General features: G+C 64.4%; 13 protein-coding genes. 7 read left to right on the forward strand and 6 right to left on the reverse strand.

Features of this window, described 5'->3' with window-relative positions; translation table 11 throughout:
• Nucleotides 1-5: 5 nt before the first annotated feature.
• From ACLEJR_RS05025 to ACLEJR_RS05050, 6 genes are all read left to right on the forward strand, one after another.
• Nucleotides 6-3092 (forward strand): serine/threonine-protein kinase, encoded by a 3087-nt coding sequence (locus tag ACLEJR_RS05025; protein ID WP_440812807.1) that lies wholly within the window; start codon nucleotides 6-8, stop codon nucleotides 3090-3092.
• On the forward strand, nucleotides 3092-3808 hold the full coding sequence (locus ACLEJR_RS05030; RefSeq protein WP_440812552.1) for an ABC transporter ATP-binding protein: 717 nt from the start codon (nucleotides 3092-3094) through the stop codon (nucleotides 3806-3808). Before ACLEJR_RS05025 ends, ACLEJR_RS05030 begins: the two co-directional genes overlap by 1 nt.
• The gene (locus ACLEJR_RS05035; RefSeq protein WP_440812554.1) at nucleotides 3808-5004 is read left to right on the forward strand and encodes an ABC transporter permease; all 1197 of its coding nucleotides are present in this window, start codon (nucleotides 3808-3810) and stop codon (nucleotides 5002-5004) included. The genes ACLEJR_RS05030 and ACLEJR_RS05035 overlap by 1 nt, the downstream gene beginning before the upstream one ends.
• Entirely contained in the window at nucleotides 4997-6742 is a 1746-nt protein-coding gene (locus ACLEJR_RS05040) for a formylglycine-generating enzyme family protein (protein WP_440812557.1), read from the forward strand. The genes ACLEJR_RS05035 and ACLEJR_RS05040 overlap by 8 nt, the downstream gene beginning before the upstream one ends.
• Nucleotides 6743-6829: 87 nt before the next feature.
• Nucleotides 6830-7771: a type VI secretion system-associated lipoprotein TagQ gene (tagQ, locus tag ACLEJR_RS05045; protein ID WP_440812559.1), complete on the forward strand. Its 942-nt coding sequence runs from the start codon at nucleotides 6830-6832 to the stop codon at nucleotides 7769-7771.
• 879 nt (nucleotides 7772-8650) lie between these two features.
• The gene (locus ACLEJR_RS05050; RefSeq protein WP_440812562.1) at nucleotides 8651-9028 is read left to right on the forward strand and encodes a helicase; all 378 of its coding nucleotides are present in this window, start codon (nucleotides 8651-8653) and stop codon (nucleotides 9026-9028) included.
• A 186-nt stretch (nucleotides 9029-9214) separates the two neighbouring features.
• Here ACLEJR_RS05050 and ACLEJR_RS05055 read toward each other — a convergent pair whose 3' ends face one another.
• The 6 genes from ACLEJR_RS05055 to exbB form a co-directional block, all read right to left on the reverse strand.
• On the reverse strand, nucleotides 9215-10612 hold the full coding sequence (locus tag ACLEJR_RS05055; RefSeq protein WP_440796171.1) for an HDOD domain-containing protein: 1398 nt from the start codon (nucleotides 10610-10612) through the stop codon (nucleotides 9215-9217).
• Between the two features lie 79 nt (nucleotides 10613-10691).
• The gene (recG, locus tag ACLEJR_RS05060; protein WP_440812565.1) at nucleotides 10692-12767 is read right to left on the reverse strand and encodes an ATP-dependent DNA helicase RecG; all 2076 of its coding nucleotides are present in this window, start codon (nucleotides 12765-12767) and stop codon (nucleotides 10692-10694) included.
• A gap of 9 nt (nucleotides 12768-12776) precedes the next feature.
• Nucleotides 12777-13697, reverse strand: coding sequence for a LysR substrate-binding domain-containing protein (locus tag ACLEJR_RS05065; protein ID WP_440796167.1), 921 nt, complete (start codon nucleotides 13695-13697; stop codon nucleotides 12777-12779).
• Between the two features lie 301 nt (nucleotides 13698-13998).
• Nucleotides 13999-14754: an energy transducer TonB gene (locus ACLEJR_RS05070; protein WP_440796165.1), complete on the reverse strand. Its 756-nt coding sequence runs from the start codon at nucleotides 14752-14754 to the stop codon at nucleotides 13999-14001.
• The gene (gene exbD / locus ACLEJR_RS05075) at nucleotides 14751-15179 is read right to left on the reverse strand and encodes a TonB system transport protein ExbD (protein ID WP_440796163.1); all 429 of its coding nucleotides are present in this window, start codon (nucleotides 15177-15179) and stop codon (nucleotides 14751-14753) included. The genes ACLEJR_RS05070 and exbD overlap by 4 nt, the downstream gene beginning before the upstream one ends.
• Nucleotides 15180-15185: 6 nt before the next feature.
• The gene (exbB, locus tag ACLEJR_RS05080) at nucleotides 15186-16166 is read right to left on the reverse strand and encodes a tonB-system energizer ExbB (RefSeq protein WP_440796161.1); all 981 of its coding nucleotides are present in this window, start codon (nucleotides 16164-16166) and stop codon (nucleotides 15186-15188) included.
• Nucleotides 16167-16353: 187 nt separating this feature from the next.
• On the opposite strand from exbB, the gene ACLEJR_RS05085 reads away from it, so the two are divergent.
• Nucleotides 16354-17211 carry an SDR family oxidoreductase gene (locus ACLEJR_RS05085; protein WP_440812567.1) on the forward strand — a complete coding sequence of 286 codons (858 nt, stop codon included), beginning with the start codon at nucleotides 16354-16356 and terminating at the stop codon, nucleotides 17209-17211.
• Nucleotides 17212-17224 lie beyond the last annotated feature (13 nt).

The following is a 17224-nucleotide window of genomic DNA, read 5'->3' on the forward strand; positions in this document are numbered from 1 at the left end:
CCGCCATGAACATCCAGATCCCCGGCTACGACATTGAAGGGGAGATCGGCGAGGGCGCGATGGCGAGCGTCTACCTGGCGACCCAGCGTTCGCTGGAGCGCAAGGTTGCGCTCAAGGTCATGGCCGCCGCGCTGGCCGCCGACCCGACGTTCTGCGAGCGCTTCTTGCGCGAGGGCAAGACCCTGGCGCGCCTGTCGCACCCGCACACGGTCACCATCCATGACATCGGCAACGTCGGTGAGCTGTATTACATGGCCATGGAGTACCTGCCCAACGGCACGCTCAAGGAGCGCATCGCCGCCGGCCTGTCGCCGGAGCAGGGCCTGGTCTACATCCGCCAGATCGCCTCGGCGCTGGGCTATGCCCATGGCCTGGGCCTGGTGCACCGCGACGTGAAGCCGGCCAACATCCTGTTCCGCGCCGACGGCACGGCGGTGTTGTCGGACTTCGGCATCGCCAAGTCCCTGGACGACCGCACCCAGTTCACCCAGGCCGGTTTCGCCGTGGGCACCCCCAGCTACATGAGCCCGGAACAGGCGCGCGGCCAGGACATCGACGGCCGCGCCGACCTGTACGCCTTGGGCGTGGTGCTCTACGAAATCCTCGTGGGCGAACTGCCGTATACCGGCAACGATGCGCTGTCCACAGCCCTGGCCCACCTGACCGAGCCGCTGCCGGAATTGCCGGTGCACCACGGGCGTTTTCAGGAGGTGTTGCGCAAGTTGCTGGCGAAGGACCCGGCGGAACGCTTCCCGGATGCCGCCGCGTTGCTGCGGGCGCTGGATAACCTGCCGGCAGATTCCGCCGAGGCGACACTGATCCGTCCGCTGCCCTTGCCGGTATCGAGCAAACCGGCGAGCGATGACCTGGCCGGTTTGACGCCGATGTCCATCGACATCCCGAGTGGCCCCGCGCAGCCGACGCCGCCGCCAAAACCGCCGGCGCCGAGCGTCAGACCGATCCCTCAATCCAGCGTCTCGGAACAGCGCAAGGGCCCGGTGTTCGCCCTGGCTGCCGTCGCGGTGGCCGTAGCGCTGGCATTGGGTGGTGCGGGTTACTGGTGGTTGTCGGGGAATGACGGCGACACCAAGAAGCCGCCGGTGACCTCGACCGCGTCGTCCAGCAAGCCACCGGTCAAGGCTCCTGAAACGCCTCCGGCAAAGAATCCCGAAGCGCCGCCGGTCAAACCGCCGGTAACGCCCCCGGTGAATCCGCCAGACACCGCCCAGGCGGATGGCGGCCAGCGCCCACTGTTGATGGCGGGCAAGAAAACCCTGTTCCAACGGGTGCTCACCAAGCCGGGCGCGACCCTGGCCGACGAACCGGGCGCTGTTTCCGGCAAGGCGCTGCCGGCGTTTTCCGTGCTGTACGTGTACCAGCGCAAAGACGTCAACGGCAGCCCGTGGGTACGCGTCGGCGCCGCCACGGATGGGCGCAGCGACGGCTGGTTGCCGGCCGCCCAGGTCAGCGACTGGAAGCAAAGCCTGGTGCTCAAGTTCACCGAACGCTCGGGCCGTGCGCCGGTGATGTTCCTGCGTCAGCCGGGCGAGGTGGAGAAGCTGCTGGCGAATCCTGCCAACGCCAGGAATGTCCTGCTCAAGGCGCAGCAAAGTCCGACGGACAACCAGCAGGTGCTGGCCCTGGAGCCGGCCGCCAGTGCGGTGCCGCAGAACCAGTTCTACCTGTTGCCGATCTTCGATTCCCGCGAGAGCTTCGATGACAACGGCCAACCGGTGCAGTTGCTCAACGTGGCGTCCATCGACCCCGGCAATTCGCCCAAGGCCACGGGCAACACACCGATCACCACCGCCAATGCCGACGCGTTCCGCACCGCCGTGGTGTTGGTAGTGGACACCACGGTATCCATGCAGCCCTACATCGATCAGGTTCGCGATGTGGTCCACGAACTGCAAAGCCGCATCGCCGAGCGCGGCGAGCTGGACAGCGTCAGCTTCGGCCTGGTGGGCTTTCGCAGCAGCATCAAGAAAACCCCGGGCCTGGAATACGTCGCCAAAACGCTGATTACCCTGGAGCAGGGCCGCGACCCGCAGCGCTTCCTGGAAATGGCGCGGCAGGTCAAGGCCTCCACGGTGTCGAGCCATTCGTTCAATGAAGATGCCTTCGCCGGTGTGATGGAAGCGGTGCAGGGCATGGACTGGTCCGGCTATGGCGGGCGCTTGATCCTGTTGGTCACCGATGCGGGGGCCTTGCGCAAGAACGACCCGTTCGCCGCGACCCAGATGAACGAGGCTGAAGTGCGTCAGGCCGCGCTGGGCAAGCAGATCAAGATCTACGCCTTGCACCTGCTCAGCGACGCCGGCAAGAAAACCCACGCCGGCGCCCAGAGCCAGTACCGCACCCTGACCGCCGACGCCAACCCGCAGATCGGCGACCTGTACATTCCGGTGCCGGGCGCCGATGTGCATAAGCTCGGAGAGCGGGTCGATGAGATCGGTTCAGTGTTCGCCGACCTGGTGCATCAGGTGCGCAGCAACAAGCCGCAAAGCGTGCCGCTGTTAAGCGCGGCGCCGAGCCTGACCGACAAATCCACCGCAGTCGGTTATGCGATGCACATGGACTTCCTGGGGCGCAAGACCGCCAGCCAGGCGCCGCAACTGGTCAGTGCCTGGACCGCCGACCGCGACCTGACCAACCCGGCACTGCCGGCGTTCCAGGTTTGCGTGATGCTGACCAAGCTGCAACTCAACGACTTGCAGCAATCGTTGAAACTGATCGTCGACGCGGCCCGCAAGACCCAGAGCTCGCCCAAGGATTTCTTCCAGGAAATTGCCAGCGCCAGTGCCTACATGAGCCGCGACCCGTCGGCGTTGCGCAAGGGCGGCAACCTCGCCGACGGCGGGATTCTCGGCGAATACCTGGAAGGGCTGCCGTACCGCAGCAAGTCGCTGAACATGACCCAGGACTTGTGGCTGTCCTTGAGCGTGGCCGAGCAGGAAGATTTCATCGATGAGCTGGAGTCGAAGATCCGCCTCTACGAAACCTTCCACAACGACCTGGCGAACTGGGTGCGTTTCGGCGATGCCGAGCCGGGCGACGCCCTGTACCGCGTTCCGTTGTCGACGCTGCCGTGATGCTGAACATGAACGCCGTGCACAAGAGCCGGGGCGCCGGCAGTCAGCGCTACAGCCTGGTGATTCCCCGGCTGCAACTGCGTGCCGGTGAACAACTGGCGGTGGTCGGTCCCAGCGGTTGCGGCAAGAGCACGTTGCTCGATCTGCTGGCGCTGGTGCTGGCGCCGGATCAGGCCGGGCAGTTCGATTTCACGCCGGCCAACACGCCGCTGGACATCGCCGGATTGTGGCGGGCTTCGCAGCAAGGCACCTTGGCCGAGCTACGCAGCCGGCACCTGGGTTATGTGCTGCAAACCGGCGGCCTGCTGGGTTTCCTGGATGTGCGCGGCAACATCGAATTGTCGCGCAAGCTGTTGGGTTTGAAGGATGACGACAGCGTGACGCGCCTGGCCGGGCAGTTGGACATTGCCGATCAGTTGGACAAGAAACCGGCGGACTTGTCCGTCGGCCAGCGACAACGGGTCAGTTGCGCCCGAGCCTTGGCCCATGGCCCGCGGCTGTTGCTGGCGGATGAACCGACCGCGGCCCTCGACCCTTTGAACGCCGAGCGCGTCATGCAGCTGTTGGTGGCCCAGGCCCGGGAGCACGGCGTATGTTGCGTCGTTGCCACCCACGACGAAGCGCTGGCCCGCGCCAGCGGCTTGCAGGTGCGGCGCATCCATTGCCGACGCGATCACGACGGCGGCGTCACCGCCACCCTCGGGGAGGCCTGCTGATGCGCAGCTCCCTGGTGGCCTCGCTGGCCTGGCAGGACTACCGCAACGATGCATGGCTGTCGGCCTGTTCGGTGCTGGCGTTGGTGGCCGTGGTCGCGCCGCTGCTGGTGCTGTTCGGCCTGAAATTCGGCCTGGTCACCAGCTTGACCGAGCGTTTGCAGAGCGACCCTGCCACGCGGGAGATCATCCCGTTGGGCGGCGGTCGTTTCAGCGCCGCGTTCATCGAACAACTGGGCCAACGCAGCGATGTGGCGTTTGCCTTGCCGCGTACCCGGCAGATCGCGGCGACCGCCGACTTGAGCGGCGACGCTGCAGCCGTCACGGTGGAAATGATCCCCACGGCGGTCAACGATCCGCTGCTCGATCATCTGCCGCTGCCCCAGGGCCTGGACCAGGTGGTGCTCAGCCAGACCGCCGCCGAAAAGCTCGGCGCCAAGACCGGCGATTGGCTGACGGCCAGTTTCGGCCGGCAAGTGGCCGGGCGTAGCGAGGCCCAGCGCACCCGGGTCCGGGTGTTGCACGTCCTACCGTTGGAAGCCTTCGCCCGAGACGGCCTGTTCGCACCCCTGGCCTTGCTGGAAGCCGCCGAGGATTACCGCGACGGGCGCGCAGTGCCGGCGTTGAACTGGCCGGGCGATGCGGTGGGTGCGGCCGAGCAACGGGTGTATCCGGCGTTTCGGCTGTATGCGCGCAGCCTTGGCGATGTCGAGCCGCTGCGGCAGTATTTCGCGGCACAGAATCTGTTGGTGTCGACCCAGGCCCAGACCATCGCACAAGTGCAATCGTTGAGCCGCAACCTGTCGATCGTGTTCTGGATCATCGCCGGGCTGGCCTTGACCGGGGCGTTCGCGGCGATTTTTGCCGGCGCCCTGGCGGCGGTCGAGCGCAAGCGTCGGGAATTGTCGGTGTTGCGCCTGCTGGGGGTCTCCACGGCGGCGCTGTTGCTGTTCGTGGTGTTGCAGGCGCTCTACAGCGCCACCCTTGCGGCCCTGTTGAGTGCCGGGCTGTACGGCCTGGCGCAGTCGGGCCTGAACTCATTATTTGCGCAGATGCCCGGCGAGTACGCCAGCCATCTGCTGTTGCGTCACTACTTGCTGGCCCTGGTGGCCGTGCTCGGCGTCAGCGCCGTGGCGGCGGCCTGTGGCGGCTGGCGGGTGGCGCGCATCCAGGCCTCTGAAGGAATCCGCGATGTATAAGTTATTGGGCGCCGCCGTGGCGCTGAGCCTGGCCAGTCTGGCGGCTCTGAGCAATATAGCGAGTGCGGATGAAGGCACTGACAAACTGGACAACCCCAAGCCGTTGCCCGATGACGTCAGCCTGCCGCTGCCGTGCGAAGGGCAGATGGTATTCCGTTACGTCTACATCCTCGCCCAGGGCACCCTGGACGACCGCGAGATCAGCCTCGGCTATCCGTTCAGCGAGGGCGAGGCCGGTTATCAACAGTCGTTCATTTCCGGCTACCGGCGCGACTTCATCAACGGGCAATTCACCCTCAAGGATTTGCCCAAGGACTGGAACCACACCATCAGCCCGCTGATGCCCAAGACCGACGCCAAAACCCCACTCAAGCCGATGCTGTACTTCATCGGCAAGTACGAAGTCACCGCGCGCCAGTACGCCCAGGTCATGGCCCAGGCGCAGTCCCTCGCCAGCGGCGAACCCGCACCGGCCTGCGAAGCCCTGCTGGCCGAGCTGCCCCAAGGCATGGCCGGGCGGCTGCCGAAAGTGAAGCTGTCCAAGTTCGAGGCCGAGCGCTTCTCGGCGGTGTACAGCGCCTGGTTGATGAAATACCACAAGGACCTGCTGCCGGTGAGCGGCCGCGGCACGTCCGCCGAAGACGGCGGCTTGGCCTTCGTGCGCTTGCCGACGGAAGTCGAATGGGAATTCGCCGCCCGGGGAGGGCAGGCCGTGAGCCGGCAGGATCTGGAAGGCCGGTTGTTTCCCCGGCGCCTGGAAGGCAGTGAAAGTGACGGACCGCTGGCCGACTGGGCAGTGTTCAACCAGGTCGCCGGCGGCACCGGGCAGGCGGCGCGGCTGATGCCCATCGGCACTAAATTGCCCAACCCTATCGGCCTGTTCGACGTGGTCGGCAATGCCGCTGAAATGGTCCAGGAATCCTTCCAGCTGGTGCACGCCGGTCGGCGCCAGGGCGCCTATGGCGGCTTCGTGGTCAAGGGCGGCAACTACCTGGAAGGCGAGGGCACGCTGTTCACCGGCATGCGTCGCGAGTATCCATTGTTCGCCGCCGACGGCACCGAGCAAAGTAACGAAACCACCGGCTTCCGGGTGGCGGTCGGGGCGTTGTCGGCACCGCGCTCGCGTTACAAGGAACTGTTTGCCCAGTGGCAGAAGGAAGGGCGCCTGGCGTCGTTGACCGACGCCATTGACGACGCCGAGGACCCGACCAAACGCCTGGACAGCATCATCGCCGCCAGCGCCGACCCACGCCTGCAAGCCGAGCTGGGGCTGGTGAACGAAGAGCTCAAGCGCAACGTCTCGTTGATCGCCCAGCAGCGCGAGGAAGCGGCCGGCAACCTGATCCAGTCTTCGGCCCTGGTGGCCGAGACCGTCAACAACTACAACATCCGCCTGACCAATCTGCAGCGCAGTCATCAGGCGGCCGTGGACGCCAAGGACGAGGCCAGCGCCACGCTGTTCGCCACGGCCATCGACAACGGCCGAAGTGCGTTGGACGGCGCCGTGGCGATCTATATCGACAACCTGGCGACCGGCACGCGCTACACCGATGCCGTGATCCAGGCGCAGTTTCAACGCATCAAGGAGGAGTTGGAGCGCAAGCCGGTACTGGGCAAGAGCCTAGTGGCACGCGCCACGTTATTCGTTCGTCATGTCGGGGATTATCGTCAGCAAAAACGAGCCGACCCGGCGGCGATATTGAAGGAATTGCTCGCATCGGGCGCTCAGAGGTCTTGAGCGCTCGTTGTCAGCGAGCTTGGAAGGGACTCAGGCGGCGATGGGGCCGCGCTGAGCTGGTCAAAAACTTAAAACGAGAACACAACTATGCTTTTCTCCCGTAAACCTTTTGCTTCGGTTTCCAAGCGTAACTTGCTGCTGGTCGCTGTCGGCTTCAGCACCGTCCTGACTGGCTGCGCCACATCGCCGACGTCCAAGGTCGCGTCCAGCACCAAGGTCGAGTACTACCCTAACTGCTACGAGCCGGTGCAGCACCTGCGTGCCACCGAGGGCAACATGACCCAGTCGGTCGTCACCGGTGCCGCCGTCGGTGCTGTCGGTGGTGCGCTGCTGGGTGCCTTGACCGCCGACAAGGAAGACCGTGGCCGCAACGCCGCCATCGGTGCCGCGGGCGGCGCCCTGGCCGGTGGTGCAGTGGGGTACTACAACGAGCGCCAGAAGCAGATCGCCGATGACAACCAGCGCATCGCCTCCTACGCCGCCGACGTCAACAAGCGCGTGGGCGACATCGACCGCAGCACCGCCTACGCCAAGGCTTCCCAGCAGTGCTATCAGAGCGCGTTCACCAAACTGGTCGCCGACCGCAAGGCCAAGACTGTCAACGACACCGAAGGCCGCAAGCGCCTGGCCGAAATCGTCGCCGGCCTGAAAGAGTCCAACGACCTGATCGTTGCGGTCAACGGCAAAGCGTCCGAAGACCTGAACAACTACACCCAGGCTTACGAAAAAGACCTGCAACAAGTGGGCGTGCAGCGTAACGACGTCGTGACGGTGGCTACTGCTGACACTACGCCGGTCGTGGCTCAGACCACCACCAAGAAAAAGAACAAGATCGTACAGCCGGCCAAGAAGAAAGACTTGCCAACCGTGCCGAAAGAAGCGGTCACCACCGAGAAAACCCTGCAGACCGCCAAGGCCAAGCAGGATGAAAGCAAGCAGGTCGCCAGTGCCGGCACCAGCCAGGTCAACAGCATGTGCAAAAACCCGGACCTGGGCGACTGGGCACCGGTTCCTTGCCCGAATGTTTGATTGAGTGGTTGCTGCTGATCATTTGATCACGGCATAAACCCTGTGGGAGCGAGCCTGCTCGCGATGGCGGTCTGATTGTCGGTCGCGGTTTTGTTGACCGGGTACATATCCATTGCTGCGGTCACGGCGGCTGGCGGTTTCGCCCTGACGGCGACTTACTTTCTTTCAGACGCCAAAGAAAGTAAGCAAAGAACGCTTGGCCCCACCACTCGGTGCCTCGCCTGGGCTCGGCATGCCCTCACTCCGGCATTGCTCCATGGGCCCGCCGCGAAGGGCCATCCATGGCCCAGCGCGGCTATCCCGGCATCCATGCCGGGATGCCCACTGCGCAATGCCTGCGTTCGGCCTTCGTGGTTAACGGGGCTCCAAGATCAAAAGCCAAAGCAAAAGCGAGGCGGCCTAACGGCCGACCTGGCTTCTCGCGGCTGTATCTCAATCCAATTGTGGGAGCGGGCTTGCTCGCGAAGGCGCCAGCCCAGACACCCCCAAACCCGTGGCGAGGGAGCTTGCTCCCGCTCGGCTGCGTAGCAGTCGTAAAACCGGCGCATGCGGTCTGTCTGGAAAAATGCAGGGGCCTGCTTCGCAGGCCAGCGGGAGCAAGCTCCCTCGCCACGGTGAGGTTGTGTGGCGCTGAATTAGGGATCGACCCTGATCCCCAGTGGGAGCGAGCCTGCTCGCGATCACGTCAGCCAGACTGTCACTATTACCGGATGATTTCTCCTCGGTCCCGGTGATGTTTCCATGCGTTTAATTTCGTGACTTAGCGGTCATCATGCAAGAAAACCTATTCATCTTCTTCCAATAAGATCCGATGATGGCGTTCCGTCAAAGAATCGTTAAACTGCGCCTGCATTCATCTTTCTCCTCGAGGCGCTGTCGATGAAATTTCGTTTTCTGTTGTGGATGCTGGGGCTGTTGATGGGCAAGGCCAGCCGGACCAATCCGGCGTTCCAGCAACAGTTGGGCGACAAGGAGTTGGTGTTTCAGCTGCAAACACTGGACGGCAAGGTCGCGCGGCATTTCATCGTCAAGGATCAGCGCATCACTAGCCAGTCCGGCACTTATCCGACCCCGGCGTTCGCCATCGCGTTCAAGGACGCGGCCTATGGTTTTGCGACGATGCAGGCCAAGAACAAGCAGTTGGCGTTCATGACGGGGATCCAGGACAAGTCGATCCAGATCAAGGGCAACCCGGCGTTGGTGATCTGGTTTCAGGGATTGACCCGGTATTTGAAGCCGAAGAAACCGAAAGCCTAGCGACTACCCCCGTGGCGAGGGAGCTTGCTCCCGCTGGGTGGCGCAGCCGCCCCAAATGGGCTTGTGTGATCTTCCCGCAATTGTGTGTCGGCGGGTTTACGACTGCTGGGCAGCCGAGCGGGAGCAAGCTCCCTCGCCACAGAAGCTCAGTCGCCTTCAGTCGTCAGGTTGGGCCAGGCGCAGCTTTCAGCTATGGAACTGCGAAGCCAGTTCCCGCAGCAACACCTCAGCCTCCAGCACCTTGCTGACGACATCGTTGGCCTTTTCCCGCGTCAAACCCACACGTTCGAGCAACGCATCGGGGATTTCCTCGTCCGGGCCCGAGCCGATGCTGCGCGCCCGGAGCAGGCGCACGGCCAGGCACACCAGGTTCGGGTAGGCGGCGTATTCGCCGTCGTAGTGCGGGTCATGCTGGAAGCGCAGGGCGGTGGCCAGTTCGTCGGGCATGTCCCAGTAGCGCATCAGCCAGGAGCCGATCTGCTCGCGACTGATACCCAGCAGGTGCTGTTCCACGTAGCTGTGGCACAGGTGAGGGTTGACCTCCAGGTGCCGGCACATCAATGAGAAGTGCGGCGGGAACACGTGGGCCAGCAGCAGGTAGCCGAAGTTGTGCAGCAGGCCGGAGAGGTAGGTCAGGCCGCCTTCAGGGCGCTGGGCGCGCGGCATGGCACGGGTCAGGCCTTCGATGACGGCGGCGGTGTAGATCGACTGCTGCCAGTACGGCGTGGTGTGTTGCGGGTGGTCCTTGGGCAGGCTCAGTGTCTTGCCCAGGGCCAGGCCCAGCGCCAGGTTGATCACCAGGTCGAAGCCCAGCACCCGGACGATGGCGTCTTCCACCGAGCGAATCTTGCCCGGCGATGCGTAGTACGGCGACGCCGCCCAGCTCACCACTTGCGCGGCCAGGGCCGGGTCGGTTTCCACCACGCCGGTGATGTCATCGATGGTTGCGTCCGGATCGACCCGCAGCTTAATGATTTTCTGCGCCGTTTCGGCCAGCGGCGGGATCTCGATGGTTTCTTCCAGGCGCTGCTGGATGCGGCGCGCCGTGAAGGCCTGCACCGCCTGGGTGATTTCCGCGCGGTCGTCGTGCGGACGGTCGAGGTTGGGGGTGATGTTGCTCACGGCTTCGCCGAAGGTGGCGGCGCTGGCCTTGGTGAGCATGGTCTTGAAGGCTTCGCTGGTGACTTCCAGCAACAGCCCCGGCTCGCCGGAGTTGATCAGCAGCTTCGGTTCGCGCAGCAGGCTTTCTTCGTACAGGCAGGGCGAGCTGGTCAGTGCCGGCAGGCCGGGCAGCAGGCTCAGGCTGTGTTTACCGAGCATGCGTTCCAGGCGTTCGGTGGGCACCGCCGTGAGTTTGCGCCCGGTGAGTTCGGCCAGGCGGTTGAGGTCCAGCAGCTGGCTTTGCGGAAACAGCACCATGAGCGCGCCGACGGCGTCGTGCAGCAGAACCGCCTGCACCTTGCGGGCCGGGTTCAGGCCGGGGCGTTCGAGCACTTCGTCAAAGCCGATGCCTAATTTCTCGAGCAGCAGCCGAATTACAGACGGAGCGTGCGGGATTTCGGGGGCGAGGGCAGCTTCTGTCATGGTCTGTATCCGTTTTCCTACAAGTTGGTCAGTATAACCAGCTTGTCCGGCACGCGGGTCCTGAAAACTGAGCGCGTGCTCACACTTGGCCGTATTGCTGCCCATGACGCAGCCAGCGATCCAGCAGCGGGCTGACGTGATCGGGCCAGCGTTCCAGCAGCGCCTGGGCGGCGTCGCGCACGGCGGGGAGCAGATCGGCGTCGCGCATCAGGTCGGCTACCTTGAATTGAAGCAGACCGGTCTGCCGAGTGCCGAGCATTTCACCCGGACCGCGCAATTCGAGGTCTTTTTCGGCGATGACGAAGCCATCGTTGGTTTCACGCATGATGCCCAGCCGTTGGCGACCGATTTGCGACAGTGGCGGGTGATACAGCAGCACGCAATGGCTAGCGGCGCTGCCCCGGCCGACTCGCCCGCGCAACTGGTGCAACTGCGCCAGGCCCAGGCGCTCGGGGTTCTCGATGATCATCAGGCTGGCGTTGGGCACGTCGACGCCGACCTCGATCACGGTGGTGGCGACCAGCAGTTGCAGGGCGCCGGCCTTGAACTCAGCCATCACCGCGGCTTTCTCGGCGGGCTTCATGCGGCCGTGGATCAACCCGACCTTCAACTCGCCGAGGGCGGCGGTGAGGTCCTCGAAGGTGGTTTCGGCCGCCTGGCAGGTCAGTTCTTCCGATTCTTCGATCAGCGTACACACCCAATAGGCCTGCCGACCCTCGGCACAGGCGCTGCGCACGCGCTCGATCACTTCCACCCGTCGGGTATCGGTGACCAGCACGGTATTGACCGGCGTGCGGCCGGGAGGCAGTTCGTCGAGGATCGAGGTGTCGAGGTCGGCGTAGGCGCTCATCGCCAGGGTCCGCGGGATCGGCGTGGCGGTCATGATCAGTTGATGGGGGCACATCCGCCCACCGACGCCCTTCTGGCGCAGGGCCAGGCGCTGTTGCACGCCGAAGCGGTGTTGTTCGTCGATGATCACCAGCGCCAGGTTCTTGAACTGCACTTCGTCCTGGAACAACGCGTGGGTGCCGACCACCATCGGCGCGCCGTCGGCGATCTGCGCCAGGGCCGCCGCACGGTTCTTGCCCTTCAGCTTGCCGGCCAGCCAGGCGACTTCGATGCCCAGCGGTTCGAGCCAGCGCTGGAAGGTGATGAAGTGCTGCTCGGCCAGAATCTCCGTGGGCGCCATCAACGCCACTTGATAACCGGCTTCCAGAGCCTGGAGCGCGGCGAGGGCGGCGACCACGGTCTTGCCGGCGCCGACGTCGCCCTGGATCAGCCGCAACATGGGTTCGGGCTGGCTCAGGTCGTAGGCGATTTCGTTGCCGACCCGCTGCTGGGCGCCCGTTGGAGTAAAGCCCAGGTTGGCCAGGTAGCGCGCCGGCAGCTCCCGGGCCTTGGGCATGGCCGGGGCGCGCAACGAGCGCAGGCTTTCGCGCAAGCGTTGCTGGGACAGTTGATGGGTCAGCAGTTCTTCAAAGGCCAGGCGATGCTGGGCCCAGTGATGACCCAGGGCGAGTTCGTCGATATCGGCATCCGCCGGCGGGTTGTGCAGGTAGCGGATCGCGTCGGCCAGCGGCGCCAGTTGATAGTCCCGGGCCAGTTCGGTGGGCAGCCAGTCGGGCAGGCTGGTGGGGCCGAGCAGGGTCAGGGTCTGCATGCACAGCTGACGCAGGCGCTGCTGGGTCAGGCCCTCGGTGAGCGGATAGACCGGGGTCAGGGTTTCATCCACCGGCGGCGGTTCGTCGCCAGTGATGGCGCGGTATTCCGGGTGGTAGATCTCCAATCCCGACGCACCGGGTCGCGCCTCGCCGTAGCAACGCACACGAGTGCCGCGCTTGAGGCCTTCCTTTTGCGCATTGCTGAAATGATAGAAGCGCAGGCTGAGCCCGCCGGTGCCGTCCTGCAAGCGCACTACGAGGCTGCGGCGGCGGCCCATGACCACGTCGGCACCGCTGACGGTGCCTTCGATCACCGCATCCTGCCCCGGACGCAGATGACCGATGGGTACGACACGGGTGCGATCCTGGTAGCGCAGCGGCAAGTGGAACAGCACGTCCTGGAGGTTTTCCAGGCCGACCTTGGCCAGTTTTTCGGCCATGGCTTCGCCGACACCCTTGAGTGCCGTGACCGGCACCTTCGACAGCTCAGTCATGGCAGCGGCTTACTTGGCGGCGGGCGGCTTGGCCACGGAACACAGGCGGATCGAGTCAGCGAGGATCTCGATGGCCTTGGGTCGCGGGAAGCTGGCGCGCCAGGCGATGGCAACGGTGCGGAACGGCGCCGGCGGCGTCAGCGGGCGGACTTCGATTACGCCGGGTGCGTAGTGATGGCTGTCCACCGCCGACAGCGGCAGGATCGAAATGCCCAGGCCCGAGGCGACCATGTGGCGGATGGTTTCCAGTGAGCTGGATTCCACCGTGGTGTGCTTGGCGCCTTCGCTGCCCTTGGTCAGCGTCGGGCAGGCTTCGAGGACCTGGTCACGGAAACAGTGGCCTTCGCCGAGCAGCAACAGACTCTTGTCGTTGAGCAGGCCGGTGTCGATGGTTTTTTTCTGGGTCCAGGGATGCTGGGCCGGCATCAGGACGTAGAACGGTTCGTCGTAGAGCGGCAGGGTCAGCACGTCGGCTTCGTTGAACGGCAGGGCGATGATGATCGCGTCCAGTTCGCCATTGCGCAGTTTGTCGCGCAGCACGTGGGTAAAGTTTTCTTCGATGTACAACGGCATCTGCGGGGCGACCCGGTGCAGTTGCGGAATCAAGTGCGGGAACAGGTACGGGCCGACGGTGTAGATCGCGCCGACTTTCAGCGGGGCGGTCAGCTGGTTCTTGCCGGCCTGGGCCAGCTCACGGATGCCTTGGGCTTGCTCCAGGACTTTCTGTGCCTGGGCAACGATGCCTTCGCCGACCGGCGTCAGGCGCACGGCACTTTTGCTGCGCTCGAAAATCAGCACGCCGAGCTCGTCTTCGAGCTTTTTCACACCCACCGACAAGGTCGGCTGGCTGACGTGGCACCGCTCGGCCGCATGGCCGAAGTGCTGCTCTTGGGCGAGGGTGACGATGTAGCGTAATTCTGTGAGGGTCATGGCGAGCGTCCGTGAAGTTGCGAGCCAAGCATACCGGCTGCAATCGATAGACGCACGTTATCAGACTGCGGGGTCGGTGCGACACCGGGTAATGTTGGCAGCGTCGTTGCCGGATATGAGTCAGCTACCTTTCGATGCCTCTGTCATGTACCCACTGTGGCGAGGGAGCTTGCTCCCGCTGGACTGCGTAGCAGGCCCCTGATCTGGCTCTGGCTGCTACTGCGCGCCCAGCAGTTTTGGGGCCGCTTTGCGGCCCAGCGGGAGCAAGCTCCCTCGCCACAGGGTTCAATGTGTCTTCTGATCAGCGCCGACGCTTGTCGATGGAATACACAAACGGTGCCGTCAGTTCGATAGTGCCATTGGTCAGCAGCTCGGCCGGTGGCTTGGGCAGCGGTTGGGCGCGGCGGATCATCTCCAGGGTGGCACGGTCCAGGGAATCGGTGCCGGAACTGCCCACCAATTCGAACGACAGCACGTTACCCTCGGCATCCACCACGAAGCGCAGGCGGTTGGTGCCTTCCTTGTTCATCTGCTGGGCCCGGGGCGGGTACTTCTTGTACTTGCCCAGGTGCGCCAGCAGCGTGCCTTGCCAGTTGGCTTTGGCTGCCATTTGTGCGGGCGAAGGGCCGGGCGCCGGTTGCGCCGACTTCTCGGTCGGTGCCTGGGTCGGTTGGGTATCGGCGGGCTTCTGCTCCGACGGCGGTTCCTTCGGCGGCTCCGGCTTTTTTTCCACCGGCTTGGGCTTGGGCGGTTGTGGCTTTGGCTTGGGCTTGACCGGCTTGGGCACCGCGATTTCAGCCTTCGGCGCTTCGGCGAGTTTGGGCAGCGGCAACTCTTCCACCGGTTCCGGAGGGCGCGGTGGGGTGACGACTTTCGGCGGTGCAGGCGGTGGCGGGGCGGGAACCGGTGCCAGCTCGACCATCATTGCCTGGGGCGGCAACTCGATGGGCGGGCGGGACGTCCAGTTCAGCGTCAGAGCGATGGCAAGCGCGTGCACGCCCAGCACCACGGCCAGGCTACCGCTGTAACGCGTCAGCTTTTGGCGCGTCGTGATCATTTCTTCGACGCCGTCTCGAGTCCGACCAGGCCGACCTTCAGGTAGCCGGCGCCGCGCAGCGCGTCCATCACGCTCATCAGGTCGCCATAGTCCACGCCCTTGTCGGCCTGGAAGAAGATCGTCGTGTCCTTCTTGCCCTGGGTCTTGGCATCGAGGACGGCGCCGAGGTTCTCGGTCTTGACTTCGTCTTCGCCCAAAAACAGCCGCTGGTCAGCCTTGACGCTGAGGAACACCGGTTTCTCCGGCCGTGGCGAGGGCTTGGCCGTCGAAGCGGGGAGGTCGACCTTGATGTCCACGGTGGCGAGCGGAGCCGCGACCATGAAGATGATCAACAGCACCAGCATCACATCAATGAACGGTGTGACGTTGATTTCGTGGTTCTCGGCCAGATCGTCGTCTGCGCCTTCTTTCAAATGCAGGCCCATGGCCGATTACCCCACTTTCACCATGTGCGGTTGCGAGCCGCGTTCGGGCGGCAGGTGGTCGAGGTCGCGGCTGACCAGCAGCAGCACTTCGGCCGAGGCGTCGGAAACCTGCGCCTTGTAGCCGGCGATGGAGCGGGCGAAGACGTTGTAGATGACCACCGCCGGGATCGCGGCGACAAGGCCCAGGGCGGTCGCCAGCAGCGCTTCAGCGATGCCGGGGGCCACGACGGCGAGGTTGGTGGTTTGAGTCTTGGCGATGCCGATGAAGCTGTTCATGATGCCCCATACGGTGCCGAACAGGCCAACGAACGGCGCGGTGGAACCGATGGTGGCGAGCACGCCGGTGCCGCTGCTCATGTTGCGACCGCAGGCGGCGACCAGGCGCTCAAGGCGGAAACTCACGCGCTCCTTGATGCCTTCCTTTTCGCGGCTATTGGCCGATAGGCGCATCTCTTCGAGGGCGTCATGCACCAGCAGGTTGGCGAGGGTGCCTTCCTTCGCCGCACTGGCGCTGGCTTCCTTGAGGGTGGCAGCCTTTTTCAAGGCGGCGATCTCGCCGCGCAGGCGACGCTTGGCCCCCAGCAGTTCGAAGCCCTTGGCGATCCAGATGGTCCAGGTGATGATCGAAGCGATGGCCAGGCCGATCATCACGGCTTTCACGACGACGTCGGCGTTCTTGTACATGCCCCAAGGGGACAGGTCGTGGGCCATGCCGAGGGTATTGTCGGCCTCGAGCACTTCAGGCGCGTCGGCGGCGGTGGCTTCGACGGCCTGGGCCGGAGCGCTGGCCGTCGGTGCTGCATCCGGGGCGGCCGTTTCGGTAGGAGCCTGGGTGGCCGTCGGTGCGCTGGCGGGGGTCGTTGCGGGCGTCTGTGCATCGGCGAACGCAGCGACAGGTACCAGCAGCAGGCTGAACAACAGGGCTGCCGCGGCGCCCCAGGCGCGAGGTCGGTTGGTTGGCGAAGCGGAGGATAGAGAGTGTTTCATGCTGGCCGGACCTGAGAGGAAAAGAGAGTTGATGTTCTTCCAGGCCTCGTGGGCCGAGAACAAAAGTGGGGGGCATTATTGCAAGTAATTCTTGTTAACAGAAGTAATAGAGTATCTTTTTTTCTCGCATTGCTAGCCGTCCATCCCCTCCGGGGGCTAGTCTGGGGCTTTACCAGAGGAGTTTTGGATGTCTGCGCCTTCTGTTTTGATCGCCGGTTGCGGTGATATCGGCGGCCGCCTGGCCAGCCAGTTATTGGCCGAGCAATGGCAGGTGTATGGCGTGCGTCGCACGGTTGCAAACCTGCCAGCCGGGGTCATCGGGGTTGCAGGCGATTTGTTCAGTGAGCAGTGTCCAGCCGACTGGCCGACCGGGCCGCTGGATTATCTGGTCTACAGCGCTGCTGCCACCGATCATGACGAGGCGGGTTATCGCCAGGCCTATGTCGAAGGTTTGCAGCATGTGCTGGGCTGGTTGAAGCAGCATGGACAGCAGCCCAAGCGTTTGTTGTTTGTCTCCAGCAGCAGCGTGTACGGGCAGCAGAAGGGCGAGTGGGTCGATGAGACTTCGCCCACTGAAGCCAGCGGTTACTCCGGTCGGTTGATGCTCGAAGCCGAGCAGGTTGCGCTCGACAGCGGCATCCCGGCCAGCCGCGTGCGTCTGACCGGCATCTATGGTCCGGGCCGCGAATGGTTGCTGAGTCAGGTGCGCCAGGGCTATCGCGTGGTGATCGATCCGCCGCTCTACGCCAATCGCATTCATGCCGACGACGCGGCTGGGCTGCTGGCGTTTCTGCTGGAAGCGGATCGACAGGGCAATGCGCTGGACGATTGCTACCTCGGCGTCGACGACGCCCCTGCGCCACTGGCCGAGGTGGTGGGCTGGCTGCGCGAGTACATGGGTGTTACCGAGTGGGCCGAAGACGCCAGCGTGCGCCGCGCCGGCAGCAAGCGCTGCAGCAACGCCCGAGCCAAGGCCTTGGGCTGGACGCCGCGTTATCCGAGCTTTCGCGAAGGGTATGCGGCGATTCTGGAAGGGCGCTGCTGATTTTCCATACGCC

The organism is Pseudomonas sp. SMN5, assembly GCF_052041925.1.
In the GTDB taxonomy this organism is placed as follows: Bacteria; Pseudomonadota; Gammaproteobacteria; order Pseudomonadales; family Pseudomonadaceae; genus Aquipseudomonas.